Below are 19,658 nucleotides of genomic sequence, written 5' to 3'. Positions count from 1 at the left end.
AAATTTAATCGCAATTAAAGCAGCCCTACTCTTACTAAAAGTTAAGAGTTAGGAATTGTAAGTTAAAAATTTGTTTCTTAACTCCTCACTCAAGAATCCTAACTTTTAAAAATGAGGTTTAAGAAAAGATGTATCTAATACCACCTTTAACCATGATTGATTTCTTTCGTAAAAGTGAAGGGACATGGTTTACAGAACGCTCTGTTCATCACTTTGACTCAGCAGCGGATGAATCAGGAGAGTCGAATTTGACAATTATGGTTATGGAAAAGGATGATCCGAGAGTCAAAGAAGTCTGTACAGCACAAGGGATAGACCCTACTAAAGCAACTGGAGGTGCTAGCTTTTCATGGCAGGCTAACCTAGATGTGAGGCTGTTGAATACTGATAATGCTGCCATTTTGGTTGATGTTCCTGACGACGAAACAAATCGTTCTGGAAAACTAATCCGTAATCAAGGCTATGTTGAGAGCATTCCAGTTGTGAGTCGGTATCGGTTTGCTGATGATGGAGTGTTGACTATAGATACTGACTATGACAATAACCAAGGTCAAGAGCGTTGTTGGTTTGTTACGGATGATTTTCGAGTTAGAGTCAGTACCGTACGGATGATGAACGGAGTCAACTTGATGACTTATTGCTCTGAGCGCCGCTGTGTTTCCCAAGAAGTGTTAGAGCAGATGATCAGCCGGAATCATGCTAGGGGATAGGGGAATGGGGAATGAGCGAGCAGGGAGAGTAGAGGAGCAGAGGAGCAGGGGAGTAGGGGAGTAGAGGAGCAGGGGAGCAGGGGAGTAGGGGAGCAGGGGAGCAGAGGAGCAGGGGAGTAGAGGAGCAGGGGAGCAGGGGGAGAATAAATGGTGACTCAGCACGGGCTAAACCATAGCTATCCGCTAACAGCACTCAGCACTGTTGACCATTACGGAATGTTGCTTTGTTTCTAAGAAATGAGACTTGCATGATACACATCCCTTATTTTCTATCGAAGGGTTAACAAATCATGCTCCATGTATAAACCTTTCCTGGAATTTTTGGAAAAAGAGCTGTTTGGGCGGTTTGATTTACAAAGTAGGGCAATTGAGCCTGGTTTGGAATTCAAAGTTAGCGATCGCGGCAGAAATCCCGCAACTATTCGCAGTTGGTGTTACCAATGCCCAGAGTTGCGGAAAATTCGCTATACATACATTGATGCAGGGGAAAGTGCCCAAATTTTTAATAGTGTAATTTATCCCAGCCATCACTACGATTTACCGCTGTTAGGAATTGATTTTTTATCTTTTGGTAAAGTTAAAAATCTGATTGTGCTTGATTTTCAACCTCTATTTCAGGATGAAGATTATCAAAGAAAATACATAGTCCCGCTGAAATCTCTGCATGATAAATACCCAGATCTAGCACAAAACTTAGAAATGAAGTTTTACGATGCCAATCAGTATTTTTCTAAATATTTATTGTTTGCCAAAACAGACCCAGAAACAGTTGCAACGCGTGTTTTTGCAGCTTTTCAAGATTATTTAAATTTGTACTGGCAAATGCTAGCAGATGCCCAAGCGCTGCAAGATCCAGAAGATATTCAGCAGATTGTCAAAGCTCAAAAAGACTATGACCAATATAGTGCAGACCGCGATCCGGCATCTGGTCTATTTAGCAGTTACTTTGGTCATGAATGGGCAGAGCGATTCCTTCATGAATTTTTATTTGAAGACGCTGTTCCTCTAGCAGTCGGTACGAACAAAAGATGATCGCAGAGGGACAAAAGGATAGACGAGAAAGAAGAAAATACTGTTGTGCCTGTTTCAAACTTTACACTTCATACTTCAGATGACACTTTATCAGCCATTTCTCGACTATGCAATTTCCTACATGCGATCGCGCTTGAACTTGCAACCCTATCCTATTCCCACTGGATTTGAGTCTAAGAGCGCTACTGTAGGCAAAGGAAAGAATCAGGAAGAAGTTGTCACCACTAGTTATGCCTTTCAAACTGTAAAATTGCGGCAAATTCGAGCAGCTCACGTGCAGGGTGGTAATTCGCTACAAGTGCTCAATTTTGTGATTTTTCCACGTCTTAACTACGACTTACCCTTTTTCGGTGCGGATTTGGTGACGTTGCCAGGAGGACACCTAATCGCCCTAGATATGCAACCCCTATTTCGGGATGAGCCGACATATCAAGCAAAGTATACCGACCCAATCCTGCCCATTTTCCACACCCACCAACAGCATTTAACTTGGGGAGGAGATTTTCCTGAAGAAGCACGACCCTTTTTCTCTCCCGCTTTCCTTTGGACTCGTCCTCAGGAAACTGCTGTTGTAGAAACTCGCGTATTTGCTGCTTTCCAAGACTATCTGAAAGCTTACCTAGATTTCGTAGAGCAGGCAGAACCCATAACTGATGCTCAACATTTAGCAACCATTGAGCAAGCGCAACTACGTTACCTACGATATCGAGCTGAAAAAGACCCTGCACGAGGCATGTTCAAGCGCTTCTATGGGGCTGAATGGACGGAGGAGTATATTCACGGGTTTTTATTTGATTTAGAGAGAAAATTGACAACCGTCTAGTGAGCAGGAGATAGGAGTCATTAATTATTCCCATTCCCCATTCCCCAGCGCCCAATCCCGCCTTCTATCTCTGGGCTGATTTTATTGATTGATCCGTGTACTTAAGTGTTATTTAAAACACAATGTTATTATATCTACAGAGAATAAGATTAAGTTTTGTAAAGGAAATTAAAAAACATCACAATAATTTGTAATAAACAATGACACGGCAGCATTGTATAAAGAGTACTTGGAAGGAAAAAACAACATCTTAATCAGGTTTTCCAGTCGCTCATATAAATTTGAAGTTTTGTAAAAAAAAATTTAATTAGAAACGCTGGAAACCTTAAACTTATACCTTGGATGTCTGTTGTTGGTCTTTTCCAAGTGGCTCAGACTGTCTGACATCAAACTTACTCAACTGAAGCCTTCTTTTGAACAAAACAGTTGTTAACTAAGCAAATTAGGAGATTGAAGCAATGTTAGATGCATTTGCAAAAGTAGTTTCCCAAGCTGATGCACGTGGTGAATACCTCAGCGCCGCTCAGTTGGATGCTCTGAGCGCTATTGTTCGTGATGGCAACAAGCGTGCGGATACCGTTAACCGGATTACCAGCAACTCCTCTGCAATTGTTGCCAATGCGGCTCGCGCTCTGTTTGCTGAACAACCCCAGTTAATTGCTCCTGGTGGTAATGCTTACACCAACCGCCGGATGGCAGCTTGCTTGCGGGATATGGAAATCATCCTACGCTATGTTACCTATGCAATCTTCGCAGGTGATGCAAGTGTATTGGATGATCGTTGTCTGAACGGTCTGCGCGAAACCTACTTGGCTCTAGGAACTCCTGGCGCTTCTGTAGCAGTTGGCGTGCAAAAAATGAAGGAAGCTGCTTTAGCTATTGCTGGCGATCCTAACGGTATCACCAGAGGCGATTGTAGTGCTCTAATGTCTGAAGTTGCTAGTTACTTTGACCGTGCAGCATCAGCAGTAGGCTAAACCCAATCACCGCTATTAGCTATTAACTGACAATTGTCAGTTGAACAAAACAAATTTCAACAAGATTGTAAAAAGGGAGATACCAAACCCATGAAAACGCCTCTTACCGAAGCAGTCGCAGCCGCAGATTCTCAAGGTCGCTTTCTATCCAGCACAGAGCTTCAAGTTGCTTTTGGTCGTTTCCGCCAAGCTCCAGCTAGCATGGAAGCAGCAAAAAGCTTGACCGCCAACGCTCAACGTTTGGCTGAAGGCGCAGCTCAAGCGGTGTACAACAAGTTCCCTTACACCACCCAACAGCAAGGCCCTAACTTCGCTTCTACCAACACTGGTAAAGCTAAGTGTGTGCGTGACATCGGCTATTACCTGCGGATTGTTACCTATTCCTTAGTTGTAGGCGGCACAGGCCCATTGGATGACTTCTTGGTTTCAGGATTAGCTGAAATCAACCGCACCTTTGACCTGTCTCCCAGCTGGTACGTTGAAGCCCTGAAGTACATCAAGGCTAACCACGGTCTAAGTGGCGATCCAGCGGTAGAAGCCAATTCTTACATCGACTACGCAATTAACGCTCTAAGCTAGAGAGTGTACTTAGCCCGGAAAGGGAAACAAGCTCTGTTAGCAATTAGCTAGGAGTTGGTTTGCCTTTCTGGGCAGTTTTATTTTCAGAAGAAAGACTGTTAAAAGACTAGAAAAAAATTTTCTAAAAAGTTTTCGGTTTTGCAGTTAAAACTGGGGAGGTTTAAAGATGGCAGCTTTGGCACAAGCAGCAAGATTAGGGATTGGGCCCTTTGAAAACTCAGTACTAGCAGAACTACGTCCTGATAGAACAGAAGAGGATGTTGAAGTAATCATCCGGGCAGCTTACCGTCAGGTTTTGGGTAATGCATACCTGCTGGAAGGAGAACGACTTGTCAGTGCCGAATCACTTTTGCACCAAGGTTTGATCTCAGTTCGTGGTTTTGTACGGGCGATCGCTCAATCAGAACTCTATCGTGAGAAGTATTTCCACTCCAACTCTCAAATTCGGTTCATTGAGCTAAATTATAAGCATTTATTGGGTCGCGCACCCAATGATGAGTCGGAAATTACTCACCACGTTGAGATTTACAACTCACAAGGGTATGAAGCGGAGATCGACTCCTATATCGACTCAGCAGAATATCAAGAGAGCTTTGGCGAAAATATTGTTCCCTACTACCGCGGCTTCAAAAGCCAAGTAGGACAAAAAAACGTTGGTTATAGCCGAATGTTCCAACTGTATAGGGGTTATGCCAGTAGCGATCGCGCTCCAGGGCAAAAACAGGGACGGCTAACCTGGGAAGTGGCTAAGAATCTTGCTTCACCCATCTACCCAGTCTCTACAGGAGCATTGACGGGTACCTCTACAGGTAGTCGTGGGGACACATACCGGATTAGGCTACTACAAGCTGCTTCCCCAAACTCATCAGTAGTACGACGGGGCACAGCAGAATTAATTGTACCCTACGAGCAACTTTCTAGTAAGTTGCAACAGCTGAATCGCAAGGGTAGTAAGGTGATTAGCATCACACCTGTATAAATAGGGAATGGGGAATGGGGAATAGGCAATAAGTACTGGAGACTAGGGAAAAGTTTTCCCAATCATAGTGCTAATTGTTACTCGCCATTCACCAAACACTTAGTTAAAAAAGGAGAATTACCAATGGCTATTACAACAGCCGCGTCCCGTCTGGGAACAGAAGCTTTTAGTGATATAGCTCCTGTAGAGTTGCGTTTGAACGCAACTAAGGAAGAGATAGAGACAGTAATTTCTGCCGTCTATCGTCAATTGTTGGGCAATGACTATTTAATGAAGTCTGAGCGGCTCACAAGTGCTGAATCTCTCCTGCGCGATGGGAAGACCACAGTGCAAGAGTTTGTACGTCAAGTAGCTAAATCAGAACTGTACAAATCGAAATTTTTCTACAACAGTTTCCAAACTCGCGTAATTGAGCTGAATTATAAACATTTGTTGGGTCGCGCTCCCTATGATGAGTCTGAGGTGATCTATCACTTGGACTTATATCAAAACAAAGGGTACGAAGCCGACATTGATTCTTATATTGATTCGCCAGAGTATCAGGCTAGTTTTGGTGAAAATATTGTGCCCTACTATCGCGGTTTTCAAACCCAACAAGGGCAGAAAACTGTAGGATTTAGCCGGATATTTCAACTTTATCGCGGCTATGCCAGTAGCGATCGCTCCCAACTCAAAGGTAATTCCCCCCGTCTTGCTGGCGAACTAGGTCGCAATGCTTCTTCCTCCGTTGTTCCTCCCTCTGGTAATGGTAGCTCAGGCTATGCCTACGTTGCTCCCGAAAAAGGTGTTACCCCCAACAGTACTTTCGGTGGTGCAGGAACCTTTGGTAAAGAAGGCAGAATGTACCGCGTTGAAGTGGCAGGCGTTTTTGGAGCTGGTTATCCTAGCATCCGCCGTGTCAATCAAGCTGTAGTAATCCCTTATGAAGAACTATCTAGTTACTTCCAGAGAGTGCTCAAGCAAGGTGGTAAAATCGCTAGTGTGAAACCACTTTAGTTTCATTGGTCATTGGTCAGTTTGATACAAAAGACAAAAGACTAATGACAATATTGAATTTGGAATTAATTTATGCTTGGACAAATTATCGGTGGTAGAACTGGTAGCCGCTACTTTCGTTATGAAGTAGTTGGTCTGCGCCAAAGCGAAGAAACGGACAAAGTAGACTATCCTATTCGTTCTAGTGCAACTGTGTTTATCACAGTACCAGAGCACAGAATGAATCAAGAAATGCAACGGATTATTCGTTTGGGTGGCAAAATAGTCAACATTCAGCCATTGAATGCTGAGAGTCAATCAAATAACACACAAAACGCTCCTTCTGAATGAATTCCAGTTCGCAGAATTTTGAAGATTTATCACCCAGAGGTGACTCTGCCGATGGTGAATCTTTGACAGTGGAGCAGGCGATCGCTAATCTGGAAAGTGCAGATTTAGGTCTGCGATTTTATGCTGCTTGGTGGTTGGGCAGGTTTCGGGTATGTGAAGCTGCTGCTGTTACAGGATTGATCAAAGCGTTAGAGGACGAAGCCGACAGGACACCAGAAGGCGGATATCCTTTGCGCCGGAATGCAGCTAGAGCATTAGGAAAACTGGGCGATCGCCAAGCAGTATCACCTTTAATTAAATGTTTAGACTGCTCAGATTTTTATGTGCGGGAAGCAGCCGCGCAGTCTTTGGAGATGCTGGGCGATCCGGTTTGTATTCCGGCCCTGATTAAGCTCTTAAAAGTAGGCTTGCAGGGAGAGCAACTAATCCCACAGCCTGATTTATCTCAACCCTATGATGCAATTCTAGAAGCCTTGGGAACCTTGAGAGCTACTGAGTGCATCCCTATAGTCAAGCCATTTCTTGAGCATCCAGTAGAACTGGTGCAATATGCTGCGGCAAGAGCCATGTATCAATTAACCCAAGAACCAGTTTATGGAGAAAGGTTGGTGCAGGCTTTAAATGGTGATAAATTGCAATTACGTCGAGCAGTACTGGCAGACTTGGGAGCGATTGGATACCTACCCGCAGCGGAGGCGATCGCCGAAACTCTGGCAGAAAATAGCCTGAAGCTAATTGCTCTCAAAGGGTTATTAGAACATCAAGTACACCAGACAGCAGAAAGCTCCTTATCAGAAGGTGCTGTTAGAGTTATGAACTTGATGGACTCGCTCTTATAGTCCCATCATTCAAGACTCTGATGGTCTATATTTTTTGGGCAACGTGAAAAGCTGAAAGATACGAAATCTGGATACTGTTTGTACAGTTTCTATCTAGCACTTCCCTCAAATTTTCAAACAAAGTATCCCTATGGTATGGGTCTAGCATCCTGTGTGGTGAGAAAGTGCTCAAAAGCGTCAGATAATCATCAATACTATAGGTGACTTCACACGCCAACTGTTCGGACATTAAGCCCTTGAAGTGACCTGAGTCAATCACCTTTTGCCCAAATCCTTTGACGATCTGTTCCTGAGTTTCCTGATCTTCATAGCGTGCCAGAGAAGGAGCGTGGGTTTGATAGACCTTATGCAACTCTTGGTAAACTTCATACGGAGGCTGAGGAGTCATATTCCACAGTAAAATCAGAGAGCCGTTGTCTTGCAGTGCAGCAGCAGCTTTTGGATAGCCAATCTCAGGCGGAATCCAATGAAAAGCATTTGCAGCTAGAACAGCATGAAATCTCTTGGCTTCTAGCTCCCATTCTTCAAATGAGCTATTCTTAATCTGTACAGATGAATATTGTTTACAGTTCTGTTGCGCTAGCTGACAAGCTTCCTGACTTGGCTCAAGACAGACCATTGAGAAACCCAATTGAGCAAATGCGATCGTTGCATTCCCAGGCCCACATCCTACTTCAAGAATGATTGCATCAGTAGGAAGTTTGGCTAACTCTACAGCACGACAAACTAGCTCTTGAGGATAGCGCGGTCTTGTTTTATTGTACGCATCTGCTACCCCGCTATACGAGTTTTTTCTTTGTTCCAAGTCTTGACCATAAAATTGTTTCATTTGTTGTTCTAAATCTTTCATAATCTATTTTTAAGACATAACTTAAAGTCTCCTTATTCTATTAAATAGAACCTAAGCTACAATTGGCTGACGACTAATGACTATTGAAAAATTATTATGAATGATCATGCCCTTGCTCAAAAACTAATCCATGCAGTAGAAGCAGCAGATTCCTCAGATAGCTTATTAGATGCAGTCAAGCAGTTAGCAGCAGCCGGTATAGAAGAATCTGTTCCCACTCTGATTGCAGCTTTGGGGTACAACAATCCGGGGGCTGCGGTGGCTGCTGTGGATGGATTGATAGCGATTGGTGAAGTTGCAGTGCAGCCACTACTGGAACTAATTGATAACTACAACTATGGAGCTAGAGCCTGGGCAATTCGTGCCTTAGCAGGTATTGGAGATTTCCGAGCACTGGATACTTTGTTAGAGGCAGCAAAAAACGATTTTTCCTTAAGTGTACGGCGGGCAGCTGCCAGAGGATTAGGCACTTTGCGCTGGCATCAAGTACCACCTGAGCAAGTTGAATCTGTTCAGACGCAAGTACTAGAGGCGCTATTACTAATTTCTCAAGATCCAGAGTGGGTAGTGCGTTATGCAGCAGTGACTAGTTTAGAAACACTAGCGATGTCTGGCGACAACCCGCAAAGCGAGCAAGTGTCGCACATTACAGAGCGATTTCAGCAAATGATTGATACAGATGCAGATCTCGGAGTTCGTACCCGTGTAAGGCTGGCACAGCAACAAATTCAGCAGCAACAACCTCAAGAAGTGGTAGTACCTAACAAAAAGCTAGAAGGTGCTAAAGTGCCTTATCGTGGCGGTGGTAGACGTTAATATTTAATACAGTATTGCTTATAATTTGGTACTGGGTCTGGTTTTTGCATTGATTAGTAGAGACTTTGCATTGCAACGTCTCTACATGGTCTATCTGTCACATTCTTTTTTTAATTGGTATTATCTTGATGAAAATAGAAAGAGATCAGGGGCTAGATACTTTAAAAGCCATTAGTATTATTTTGGTTTTATTTTGGCATTTACAACCAGTTAGATTTTTTACAAGAAATGATAACCATGCACTTATAAATTTTCTGAACGGCTTAGTTGAAACCTTTAATTGGCAGATAACTCTTATTGCAGTTCCCATCTTTTATATTGTTTCTCTTTATTTATTTTTTCAGAGAGCCCGGAATAAAAACTATGTAAAAGAAAGAATGGTAAAGTTATGTAGAATATTTATTTTTTGGTCAGTAATACAAATTACATTTGCTACGATTATAAATTCCAAATTTCCAGATTTATCCTGGGAGATTATTATAGGGATAGAACCAGTTTTACCATTAGTAGGCGATTCAGTTCTCTATTTTATTTTCAATCTAATTATTTTAATTATTTTTGCTTATTTATATCAAAATCTGAATTCCAAGCAGAAAAACTTATTATCTTACATCATCGTAATATTTTCTTTGCTATTGTTTGAGCTAACTGTCTTACCAAAATTTTCTGTACCTTACTATTATCTTAGAAATTTTCTGATTTATATTCCGATAGCTTTTGCATTAGTTAACTATACAAATAAAATCTTAAAATTTAAATTTTACTACTTAGCTGCATACATACTATTTTCTGTGCATGACATTTGTTTACGCCATTATAACTATTCTCCAGGAATTTATAGTAGAATTTCTGTGGTTTTTGGAGCATTAACTCTGTTCTGTTTTATTCATCCTTTAAAATTTAAAGGTAATTGGTTCACTCAAAAGTTAGCGAAATATTCGCTTGGTCTATTTGTGTTACATAAATACTGGCAGTATTTGTTTATTTTGTTAATTATAAATTATCCAGTTAGCATAAATATTGGAATACCTTTTAATATATTATTTTTAATAATAAGCATGTTAGTAGGAGTTTCTACAGTGGCAACAATTTATCTGTTAAAGTTAACTAATTTAAAGCAGTTTGTTTCTTAGAGTATGAACGCTGATTCTGTTGTTAAATAAATTGATTTTTTCTATTTTCTATAAGATTCCCAGTTATCAAGGATGTGAATTTCCGCCTTGAGATTTGAGCGGGCAAATTGTTCAGCAACCTCGAACATCAAATCTGTAAAATAGATTCGCGATCGCTGCAAAAATCGCTCTAAAATCTGCCGACGACCATTGATGTACTCGGCTTGTGATACCCAAGCATACTCCTGGCGAATAGCTTGAGTATATTCTTGATACAGGACTGGGTTAACAGCCAAAATTGCTAAATCTGCATCAAGTAAGACTTGGCTATCATAGTCATCCACAGCAGCTTGATGGTATTTAGTGCTCAGAATCAGATGGGTGACATGAGCTATGGTATTTGCCGGAATACCCAAATTACTCAGCAATTCACAAGCAGAGTTTGCGCTTTTTTCTTCATTATCTTTAGCCTGAGTGTCATACACTACATCGTGAAACCAAGCAGCGAGTTGAATAGCAGCCAAGTCTTGAGTGTAAGCTTGCAAAGTCTCAATTGTGCTGAGGACGTGGGCAATGTGTTTTAGTGTGTGGTAATGGCGACTGGGGTTAGAGTAAGCTTCAGTTAGTTGAGTAAAAGCTTTCTTTGCTGCTGCTTGATCAACGTCAAAGAGTTTGAGTGTGTGTTGCCAACTAGAAAGTAAAACAAAATTCATTGATAAAATTAATTTGAGCAGAAGATGGCTGAGTGACTATTTGTAAAATTCGCGGCATAACACTAGTGGTCTATCTGTGTGGCGATCGCACGCTAAAAACTCTGGCAAAAATTCGTGCTTGAATTATCTGTGTTCATCTGTGGTTTCATTTTAAAGATATCGAATTATGCAAGATATCTCTATCAAGTTCAATAACTTTTATGATGACAAAGGTTGCACCCGCAGTTGTAGTACTAGGTCAAAATAGTGTAGCAGTAGCACGCAAAATAATTAGCGTCTTGCCAGGAGCAACGCTATACGGTTTGGCGGGTCGCACGTCTGGGGTTGATGTCAGCTTCACAAATTTTAGCGAAACGCTACGGGAGTTGTTCGCTCAGGGAGCGCCGCTGATTGGTATTTGTGCTGCCGGCATTCTGATTAGAACCCTAGCCCCCATGCTCTCGGATAAACGACAGGAACCGCCTTTGCTAGCCGTAGCTGAGGATGGTAGTGCTGTTGTTCCCCTCTTGGGTGGACTCAATGGGGTAAACGACTTAGCACGCCGCATTGCCGAGGTACTGGATGTCCAACCAGCAATCACAACTACGGGTGACTTACGTTTTCGCACAGCACTGTTGTCTCCTCCTGCTGGATACCATTTAGCAAACCCAGACGATGCTAAGAAATTTATCTCAGATTTGCTAGCTGGGGCGCAAGTGAATTTGGCAGGTAGAGCAGCTTGGTTGAGCAATAGTCAACTGCCTATTGACCCTAACGGAGATTTAACCATTCGGATCACAGAACGCTTGGTGACTCCTACAGCTAACTGCCTAGTTTATCACCCAGCAACTATAGCGATCGCCATCAGCGACATCATCGGCTGTGAAAATGAAGCAATAGCTTTAGTGCAGCAGTTACTAGTTGATGCTGAACTTGCACCCGCATCTGTCGCCGGGATATTTGCACCTATCAGCGCTGCTAGCGACCCAGCTATCCATGCTGTTGCTAGAGCCTTGGAAGTGCCTGCTCGCTTTTTCACCCCAAATCAACTAAAAAGTTTACTATCACAAGGTTATAACCCCGCCCAAGCAGCAGCGATCGCCGCCACAGGTACATCTCCCCTCTCTCTGCCCATCCACCTCGCGATCGCCATTGCCCCCGAACCAATTGACCCCAACACTATAGGTCAGCCACGCGGGCGGTTAGCGATTATTGGCACGGGCCCAGGTGCATCACAGTGGATGTCTCCCCAAGTCAAAGAAATACTCAAGTCAGCAACAGACCTAGTGGGTTACAAAACTTACCTAGATTTAGTTGGTTCTCTGGGTGATGGCAAGCAACGACATGAGTCCGACAACCGGGAAGAAGAAGCGAGAGCCAGGATGGCGCTTGATTTGGCAGCAACGGGGCGATCGGTAGCGGTAGTTTCTTCTGGCGACCCTGGTATCTATGCGATGGCAACAGCAGTTTTTGAAGTACTTGATCACGATGCCAAACCCGAATGGGACAGCATCGATATTCAGGTTGCACCAGGTATCTCAGCTATGCAAGCAGCGGCGGCGGCGATCGGTGCTCCCCTTGGACATGATTTCTGTGCTATTTCTCTTTCAGATATCTTAAAACCTTGGTCAATTATTGAACAACGAATTGCCGCTGCTGCTCAAGCTGATTTCGTAATTGCTTTCTATAACCCTGTTTCCAAAGAGCGGACTTGGCAATTGGCACAAGCGATAAATATTTTGCTGCAATATAGAACACCAGATACACCAGTAGTGCTGGCAAAAAATCTTGGCAGACAAGGACAAACAGTCAAGGCGATCGCTCTTAGTCAGTTAACACCAACAGCAGCCGATATGCGAACAATTATTCTTATCGGTTCAACAAAAACTCGGACAATCAGCCGTAGTAATGATAATCTCTGGGTTTATACACCACGTCGATATACTGACTAATAGGCATGACAGCCAACTAAGCTTCAGATAATTACGCAAAAATTATCAATAAATAAAAACCCCAGGAGTGGAAATTCATTCCTGGGGCTGTTATACCTGACCACATTTACCTTTTTAATCGAAAAATATGGTAAATTTTCAAGCCTGAAAGACATAAATATCTGAATTAAGTCTAAGATTTTATTGGATAAAGCAATAGATTTGTGTTAGTTTAATTCGCATTCGTTAGCATTTTTAATTTAGATAAATTCATAAAAAAAACAATTTTTTTATTGATACAATAATTATCTTTTTTGATATTTTGAATAAAAGATATAATTCAGGTAGTTATGTCCAATAACTTGATTGAATAGACTTGATTTTTCAGAATTAATAATCAACAATAAAAGCATCATGTTCCATACATGATTGTAGCCGATAAAAGTGACAGAAGCCCTTACTTAAGTCCGCGAAAGCGGACTTTATTTATATAACGTATAGTTTTTGTACAAAGGTAATAAAGAATATTAAGTAAAAATGTGATACTTGTTTATTTATAGAGATTCTGATTTAAAAACAATAAGCATTAGCAATAAAAAAGCCATCTTACTATTACGTCAATATCCGCTTATACCAATTAAAAAAATGTAACAGACAGAACATGTAGAGACGTTGCAATGCAACGTCTCTACCAAAGGATTTGTTGCAATCATTAATTGAATTGATATTAGTTTAAATCAACGATAAAATTTATCAAGCTCCAAGATGGAATGTATCTTGGAGCTTTGTACGTGAAATACATAAATTTATCTATCTGAAAAACTCTCTCAATAAAATTAGCCTTTCCAAGATATAAAGCAGAGATTTCTGTCTGAGAAAAATAACATTTTTAAATCAAGTTTATTTTTTGGCTATTTATATAAACTTGGAGAATAGCATTTAATAAAGACCTGCTTAAAGCAATTTTGTCCTAATAATTAATTCTGTGCAATTTATTATGTAAGGTTTATTTCCAACAATAAAAATGTGCGATCGCTTTTGGCAGTGAATGAGTAGCAACTCTAGGAAAAGCTGCAATCCGCACAAATGGCTTAATTTGAGATGCAAACTAAAAAGATATTCCCCTTATTATGGAAGTAAATTAGAGGGTGTTTCAAAAGTGTTTCGCTGTGACTTTAAGCACTTTTAGATCCCCCCTAGCCTTAAAAAGGGGGGAACCGGAATCAAAGTCCCCCTTGTCAAGGGGAGCCACTGTGTTGGGGAGACAGCGCCGTGGGCGGGTTTCCCGACTTGAGGCGACTGTCGTCGGGTTTCCCGACTTGTAGCAAGTGGCGTGGATTTAGAGGGATCTAGAACTTTTGATACCGACAAGAGGACTTTTCAAACATCCTCTTACTCCCACCTACCTAATGGCTGAAGTGGGAGTGTCTTAGTTACGCTACGAATATCAAAAAAGCTTGACCTTCAACATAACAACATCCTTATTCCTACTTGCAAGTCTACTTTTGTTAAAGTTAAGGTAATTTACTCAGAGGAGTCGATAACCCGTCAATGCTAACGAGATTTTTCTGTTGTTGATAGTCACGAACTCCCTGTTCCCCTTTTTTGATTGCCCAGTTTACCATAGTCTGGCGTTGACCTTGATATTCATAAAGTGGTACACCCAAACCACAGGAGGTTTGCACTTTCTCGATATCAACGATAATTATTTGACGAGTTCCTGGTAGCGGCGAAAACAGAGAGTACAAGGCGTTCCAATCGGGGGAACTTGATAAAATCGTGCGTCCCTGTCCGTAAAGTCGTAGAATACACGGAGGTTCCTTAAAAGCGCAAAACATCAAAGTAATCCGCCCATTTTCTTGCAAATGCGCTGAGGTTTCATTACCGCTACCTGTAAGATCTAGATAAGCTACTCGGTTAGGCGAAAGGATGCGAAAGCAATCTAATCCTTTGGGAGATAAGTTAATGTGACCCGTAGGACTCAGGGGTGCAGAGCCAACAAAGAAAAGGTGTTGGGCGATAATAAACTCTTGCAGTTCCTCAGTAATACAGTCAAAAAATTTAGCCATAGACTGTCTGATTTATATTTGCAAATTTCCCATCTTCTCAGCCTAGGCCTTAGCTGGCTATCTAGCAAGGCCTAAATGCCGATGTCTGACTAGCACAATGGTGAGTCCTGAGTCCTGTTAGCGGATAGCTATGGTTTACGCCCGTTCTGAGTAAAGAAATAAAGAGTGCTGAGTTGAAAGCAAGGTTTTAAGCCCTCCGTACCCCTACGGGGAAGCAAGCTACGCGTAGCGTCCCGTAGGGAAGTTCTGTTCGGCCTAATCGCGTCTACGCTTGTAGTGGCTAACGTAGGTAGGTTCAATTTGAGAGAGTAAACGCGAATCTGCAATTGGTGTTGTGGCTGTTAATTGCAAGGGAATTTCTCCCGCCCATACTAGCAGATCATAATCAGCGGCATCATCATTAGGCCCACCAGTACGAACTTTTGCGGAAGCTTCAACTAGAGGTAAAGATAGCACTAAAGTTCCAGCTAACTCACTACGACTAGGCGATCGCACTTCTTGCCAACGTCCAGGAATAACATGTTCTGTAAATGCTCTCAAGGCAACTAATTTTTGCTCTGCATCCTGTACAAGTGTTGCTGTACCAAATACTACTACCGAACGATAGTTCATTGAGTGATGAAATGCCGATCGCGCCAGTACTAAACCATCAAGCAAGGTTACTGTCACGCAGATATCAATGCCTTGTTGAAGCGATCGCAGCATCCGACTAGCAGGCGAGCCATGAATATATAACGTGTCGTCAACTCGTCCGTAAGCTGTGGGGATTACAAAAGGTTGTCCGTCAACTACAAAGCCTACATAACAGATTAATCCTTCATCCAAAATTTCATAGATGGTGTCACGTTCATAGTTTCCTCGTTGCGGTATGCGCTTGATAGTTGTTCTTTGACTGGGAGGTTCTTGTTGATACATGACTGGTAATTTTTAACTCTACATCGTCAGAGTAGTGAGGAAAATGGCATGATACAAGTGCCACTTTTTGACTAAAGTACCAGTCCATTTAGAATATTATTGACATAATAGAGTGTAAGCCCAAAAATCTCAGAAAAAACTATGAATGTAAAGCTTGTTAATTCTCTTGTAGAAGTGGTACTAAACCTCTCACCTGAAGACCAAAAACTATTTCAAGAAAAGCTCTCTAATAGACAAATAGAGGCAACCACTCGCAAAAGTCTAACCTCAACAGAAAAAGCAGATCAATTTCGTCAATGGCTTGCTCAATTTCCTAAAAGTAATGCTAATTTATCTAACGAAGCTCTATGCCGAGAAAATATTTACGATGATCGAGGCAGATGACCAACTATTTGCTAGATACAAATATTATTTTAAGGTTTACTGATACTAACTCCGCCGAATATGACCTGATAAACACTGCTATTTCACAAATATTAGTAGAAGGTGGTCAATGCTTTATTACCTCTCAAGTTATCACTGAATTTTGGGTTGTAGCCACTCGTCCGATGAGTGTAAACGGACTAGGATGGACAGTAGAAAAAACTGAACAAGCAATACAAATGTTGATTAATCAATTCGACTTACTAGAAGAAACACCTGCAATATTTCCCCAATGACTGAGTCTTGTTAAATCTCACAAAATTTTAGGTAAACGCGCCCATGATATCCGCATACAAGCAGTAATATTAACTCATAATATTTCCCATATCCTCACATTAAATCCTCAAGATTTCGTTGCAATTGAAGGACTAATAATCATTCACCCTAATAGCTTAAACAGCTAGGCTATAAAAATAGTGCGATCGCTAATTTTGTAGAGACTGTCTTAAAAGTAATACGATCGCTCATGTAGGATAGTTGATAAGAGTGCAATATTTTTAATTACGAATTACGAATTACGAATTACGAATTACGAATTACATTGAGATGGACTTTGTAATAACTATCAACCCACAAGCAGCTTTACCACTGCATCGCCAAGTGTATGAAGAACTGCGTCAAGCGATTCTGTTGGGAAGATTAGCACCAGGACAACGACTACCTTCAACGCGATCGCTTTCCCAGTCTCTCGGTATCTCCCGCGCTACTGTCACCCAAGGCTATGAACAACTACTAAGTGAAGGCTACCTGGAAGCAACTCCGGGATCAGGGACATTTGTCTGTGATCAAATCCCCGATGATCTGTTAAACACTGTACCAATTCAGTCAACGTTTCATGTAGCTAATTTATCATTGTCTCTATCAGCCTACGGTGCGAGTTTGACTAACCGCGCCCTCTTTCGCCTCTTGGAACTAGAAGCACAGATCAACTTCAGTTATGGACGACCAGCATTTGACAAATTTCCCATCGACCTATGGCGCAAGTTACTATCTCGCCATTGCCGTTTTAATGCAGATGTGCTTGACTATACAACTGACTCAATGGGATATCGACCGTTACGAGAGGCGATCGCTTCTTATCTTGCTCGCTCTAGAGCGGTAAAGTGTAGTACTGAGCAAATTATTATTGTTGGCGGCTCCCAGCAAGGACTTGATTTGATCACACGTCTGCTGATTGAGCGAGGTGACTGGATTGCTGTGGAAGAACCTGGTTATTTAGGAGCGCGGCGGACTTTTTTGGCGCAGGGAGCCTGTTTGTTTCCTGTATCTGTGGATGAATCAGGTTTATTAGTCAGCAATCTGACAACAGGTACAGTCCCAAACATAAAACTTATCTACGTCACCCCATCCCATCAATTCCCAACTGGGGTAATGCTATCCCTCCCCCGCAGATTAGAGCTACTGGCTTGGGCGCAAAAATCAGGAGCGATGATTATTGAAGATGATTACGATAGCGAGTATCGTTATGGTGAGCGTCCCATCCCAGCTTTGCAAGGATTAGATCAGGGAAACTCGGTAATTTATGTTGGCACATTTTCTAAAGTACTCTTCCCGTCTCTGCGTTTGGGTTATCTGGTATTGCCACATAATTTGGTAGATGTATTTACCCGTGCCAAATGGCTAGCAGATCGCCAATCTAGTTTATTGGAACAACACGCCCTTACAGATTTTATTACCGAAGGACATTTAGAGCGCCATATCCGGCGGATGCGATCGCTTTATGACCAACGGCGTCAAACCTTGGCGCAATCCTTAGTTTCCCATTTCGGTGAAAGGGTCAAAATCCTAGGAGAAAATGCTGGAATGCATCTAATGGTAAAAATAAATACAACCCTGAGTGATGAAGAGATAACCCAGTGTGCTGCACTAGCTGGCGTCGGGATTAATGCTGCACATCCTTATTACTTAAAAGATAGCCCTGGTAGTGAATTTGTTTTAGGTTACGCTGACATCGACGAGGAGCAAATAAAAGAAGGAGTTCGGCGATTGGCTAATATCGTGTTCAGTTGAAGACTGATCCCTAAGACAGTATAGAGCAGAGAAAGAATAATAACTTTAATCATTCCATATTATTGGCGATCGCAGCTACCCAGTCTTACGTCTACTATGAGTTTTTATATGAGTTTTTATATGAGTTTTTAAAAAAGCTTCAATAATAAATCATGCAATAATTATTTCTGTTGTATTAAATTGATGCACTTCATCATGGCAACAAAATCTCTGGGTATTTAAAAATTATATTTTCTTGGAAATGTAGTAGTCAAAATGTTATTGTACCTTAAGTGTGGTAAATCAGGAGTGCAAAGTGTCAATTAAATATGAAAATGTTGCTCGTAGTGCAGCAACTAAATTAGCAAAAAAATTAGATTCAACATTATTAGAAGCTGTAGAAATAGAACTTGCAAAATTAGAGTTAGAAAATCACCCAGAGTCTTACGAAGAATCTAAATTAATAATTAGGTTAACAATTGCAGCTTTAATAATTCAAATAGCATCATTAGCGTGTGATGTAATTAGCCTCCAAAAACAAGAATCGAACACATTAAATAAAGAAGAAATAGAGCACATAATCCGAAGAGAAATGAAGATCAATAACTCTATTTCTCCAGAGCAACAAGAACTTATTATTCAAGTTGTTACAGAAGAGGCTCTTAATCAAGAAAAATAAATGAGGTCTTTTGCCGCTAACTATAAAGGTTTAAAAAAATCAAGTTAAAGTAAACCTTATCAAAAATGGTCTTACATACAGGACAAACGCACGCAATTTATAAGACCCTTATCAGGCAAAAATCTTGCTCAGAACATAGCTTTCATATTCAAATACCGAAACCCTTGCAGTCAAAAGAGCAGTGTATTTTAGATACGTTTGACTTGGACTTGCAAGTACTTTCACCTGAGTGAGGTACACAGAATAAGTAATTAACTACAGATAAATATTGATAGGTAGGTATAATTAAACATAAAATAAAATCCTAGTTTGTAGTGAGCGATTCATCGTTCAAAACAAGGATTATCAGGACTAAAATCCTTAATAAAAACTTTAATTTATTTGCACCTAGCTACTTAAACACCGATAAATTTGTACCTCAGCTGGCTAAGAAACGCTATATCACTTTTTCTATAGTAAGGTTATTGCTTATTGGATAACAGTAGGCAAAATACTTACAATACAGTCGATTATTCTTATATTAAACACGATTAATAACTTATATACTTACCGAATTGTATTATATTTGCAATAATTCTATAGTATTTGTAGCTAATAATATTCTAAAGTGCGTGTTGCTGTTAAAATCTTTTGTATTTCAGAAAACACTAGTTTTTTGTCAGAATTTTTTGTTATTAAAATTTAAAGGATATTATGGGACAAAAAATCCATCCAGTTGGATTTCGATTAGGCATTACCCAAGAGCACCAATCACTTTGGTTTGCTGATCATAACCGCTATCCAGAACTTCTACAAGAAGACCACAAACTCCGTCAATACATAGAAAAAAAGCTGGGTAGACTTGCTCAAAACAACGCCGGGATTTCCGAAGTGCGGATTGAGCGCAAAGCTGACCAAATTGACTTAGAAGTACGTAC

The 19,658-nt window shown here is 41.1% G+C and carries 19 protein-coding genes and 2 pseudogenes; 17 read left to right on the top strand and 4 right to left on the bottom strand.

What is annotated here, in order from left to right; all coding sequences use genetic code 11:
- Positions 1 to 128: 128 nt before the first annotated feature.
- The 9 genes and pseudogenes from FNW02_RS32610 (at position 129) to FNW02_RS32570 (ending at position 7,265) form a co-directional block, all read left to right on the top strand.
- Entirely contained in the window at positions 129 to 710 is a 582-nt protein-coding gene (locus FNW02_RS32610) for a phycobiliprotein lyase (protein WP_191761606.1), read from the top strand.
- Between the two features lie 297 nt (positions 711 to 1,007).
- Positions 1,008 to 1,742, top strand: a complete 735-nt coding sequence (locus FNW02_RS32605) for a 15,16-dihydrobiliverdin:ferredoxin oxidoreductase (RefSeq protein WP_191761604.1) — start codon at positions 1,008 to 1,010, stop codon at positions 1,740 to 1,742.
- A 79-nt stretch (positions 1,743 to 1,821) separates the two neighbouring features.
- Positions 1,822 to 2,565 carry a phycoerythrobilin:ferredoxin oxidoreductase gene (locus FNW02_RS32600; protein WP_191761603.1) on the top strand — a complete coding sequence of 248 codons (744 nt, stop codon included), beginning with the start codon at positions 1,822 to 1,824 and terminating at the stop codon, positions 2,563 to 2,565.
- Between the two features lie 458 nt (positions 2,566 to 3,023).
- Positions 3,024 to 3,542: a phycocyanin subunit beta gene (locus tag FNW02_RS32595; RefSeq protein WP_191761602.1), complete on the top strand. Its 519-nt coding sequence runs from the start codon at positions 3,024 to 3,026 to the stop codon at positions 3,540 to 3,542.
- 90 nt (positions 3,543 to 3,632) lie between these two features.
- A complete protein-coding gene (gene cpcA, locus FNW02_RS32590) occupies positions 3,633 to 4,121 on the top strand; it encodes a phycocyanin subunit alpha (RefSeq protein WP_162396186.1) in 489 nt (162 codons plus the stop codon).
- Positions 4,122 to 4,287: 166 nt separating this feature from the next.
- Positions 4,288 to 5,100 (top strand): phycobilisome linker polypeptide, encoded by an 813-nt coding sequence (locus tag FNW02_RS32585; RefSeq protein ID WP_191761600.1) that lies wholly within the window; start codon positions 4,288 to 4,290, stop codon positions 5,098 to 5,100.
- Positions 5,101 to 5,223: 123 nt separating this feature from the next.
- Positions 5,224 to 6,096 carry a phycobilisome linker polypeptide gene (locus FNW02_RS32580; protein WP_191761599.1) on the top strand — a complete coding sequence of 291 codons (873 nt, stop codon included), beginning with the start codon at positions 5,224 to 5,226 and terminating at the stop codon, positions 6,094 to 6,096.
- A 72-nt stretch (positions 6,097 to 6,168) separates the two neighbouring features.
- Positions 6,169 to 6,399, top strand: a pseudogene (locus tag FNW02_RS32575) (phycobilisome linker polypeptide); the annotation flags it as partial.
- A gap of 23 nt (positions 6,400 to 6,422) precedes the next feature.
- Positions 6,423 to 7,265 (top strand): HEAT repeat domain-containing protein, encoded by an 843-nt coding sequence (locus FNW02_RS32570; RefSeq protein ID WP_191761595.1) that lies wholly within the window; start codon positions 6,423 to 6,425, stop codon positions 7,263 to 7,265.
- Positions 7,266 to 7,290: 25 nt separating this feature from the next.
- Here the strand turns inward: FNW02_RS32570 and FNW02_RS32565 are convergent, their stop codons facing one another.
- Positions 7,291 to 8,115, bottom strand: a complete 825-nt coding sequence (locus tag FNW02_RS32565; RefSeq protein WP_191761593.1) for a class I SAM-dependent methyltransferase — start codon at positions 8,113 to 8,115, stop codon at positions 7,291 to 7,293.
- A 96-nt stretch (positions 8,116 to 8,211) separates the two neighbouring features.
- Between FNW02_RS32565 and FNW02_RS32560 the strand changes: the two genes are divergently transcribed.
- Both FNW02_RS32560 and FNW02_RS32555 read left to right on the top strand, forming a co-directional pair.
- The gene (locus FNW02_RS32560) at positions 8,212 to 8,931 is read left to right on the top strand and encodes a HEAT repeat domain-containing protein (protein WP_191761591.1); all 720 of its coding nucleotides are present in this window, start codon (positions 8,212 to 8,214) and stop codon (positions 8,929 to 8,931) included.
- Between the two features lie 128 nt (positions 8,932 to 9,059).
- Positions 9,060 to 10,064 carry an acyltransferase family protein gene (locus FNW02_RS32555; protein WP_225226071.1) on the top strand — a complete coding sequence of 335 codons (1,005 nt, stop codon included), beginning with the start codon at positions 9,060 to 9,062 and terminating at the stop codon, positions 10,062 to 10,064.
- Between the two features lie 41 nt (positions 10,065 to 10,105).
- Here the strand turns inward: FNW02_RS32555 and FNW02_RS32550 are convergent, their stop codons facing one another.
- Complete coding sequence (locus tag FNW02_RS32550; protein ID WP_191761588.1) at positions 10,106 to 10,756, bottom strand: HD domain-containing protein; 651 nt, start codon at positions 10,754 to 10,756, stop codon at positions 10,106 to 10,108.
- Positions 10,757 to 10,956: 200 nt separating this feature from the next.
- On the opposite strand from FNW02_RS32550, the gene cobJ reads away from it, so the two are divergent.
- Positions 10,957 to 12,687, top strand: a complete 1,731-nt coding sequence (cobJ, locus tag FNW02_RS32545; protein WP_191761587.1) for a precorrin-3B C(17)-methyltransferase — start codon at positions 10,957 to 10,959, stop codon at positions 12,685 to 12,687.
- A 1,493-nt stretch (positions 12,688 to 14,180) separates the two neighbouring features.
- On the opposite strand, the gene FNW02_RS32540 is transcribed toward cobJ, so the two are convergent.
- Positions 14,181 to 14,735, bottom strand: a complete 555-nt coding sequence (locus FNW02_RS32540) for a pyridoxamine 5'-phosphate oxidase family protein (RefSeq protein ID WP_191761586.1) — start codon at positions 14,733 to 14,735, stop codon at positions 14,181 to 14,183.
- A 255-nt stretch (positions 14,736 to 14,990) separates the two neighbouring features.
- Positions 14,991 to 15,650 carry a pyridoxamine 5'-phosphate oxidase family protein gene (locus FNW02_RS32535; protein ID WP_191761584.1) on the bottom strand — a complete coding sequence of 220 codons (660 nt, stop codon included), beginning with the start codon at positions 15,648 to 15,650 and terminating at the stop codon, positions 14,991 to 14,993.
- A 141-nt stretch (positions 15,651 to 15,791) separates the two neighbouring features.
- Between FNW02_RS32535 and FNW02_RS32530 the strand changes: the two genes are divergently transcribed.
- From FNW02_RS32530 to FNW02_RS32510, 5 genes and pseudogenes are all read left to right on the top strand, one after another.
- On the top strand, positions 15,792 to 16,034 hold the full coding sequence (locus FNW02_RS32530) for a hypothetical protein (protein WP_191761582.1): 243 nt from the start codon (positions 15,792 to 15,794) through the stop codon (positions 16,032 to 16,034).
- A complete protein-coding gene (locus FNW02_RS39155; RefSeq protein ID WP_225226070.1) occupies positions 16,031 to 16,309 on the top strand; it encodes a type II toxin-antitoxin system VapC family toxin in 279 nt (92 codons plus the stop codon). Before FNW02_RS32530 ends, FNW02_RS39155 begins: the two co-directional genes overlap by 4 nt.
- Before the next feature lie 310 nt (positions 16,310 to 16,619).
- The gene (gene pdxR, locus FNW02_RS32520; RefSeq protein ID WP_191761580.1) at positions 16,620 to 18,083 is read left to right on the top strand and encodes a MocR-like pyridoxine biosynthesis transcription factor PdxR; all 1,464 of its coding nucleotides are present in this window, start codon (positions 16,620 to 16,622) and stop codon (positions 18,081 to 18,083) included.
- 295 nt (positions 18,084 to 18,378) lie between these two features.
- Positions 18,379 to 18,741, top strand: a complete 363-nt coding sequence (locus FNW02_RS32515; protein ID WP_191761579.1) for a hypothetical protein — start codon at positions 18,379 to 18,381, stop codon at positions 18,739 to 18,741.
- A 693-nt stretch (positions 18,742 to 19,434) separates the two neighbouring features.
- Positions 19,435 to 19,658, top strand: a pseudogene (locus tag FNW02_RS32510) (30S ribosomal protein S3); the annotation flags it as partial.

Source organism: Komarekiella delphini-convector SJRDD-AB1 (assembly GCF_014831675.1).
Taxonomy (GTDB): Bacteria; Cyanobacteriota; Cyanobacteriia; order Cyanobacteriales; family Nostocaceae; genus Komarekiella.
The sequence above is the reverse complement of the archived record's forward strand: the minus strand, read 5'-3'. Positions and strand labels throughout refer to the sequence as shown.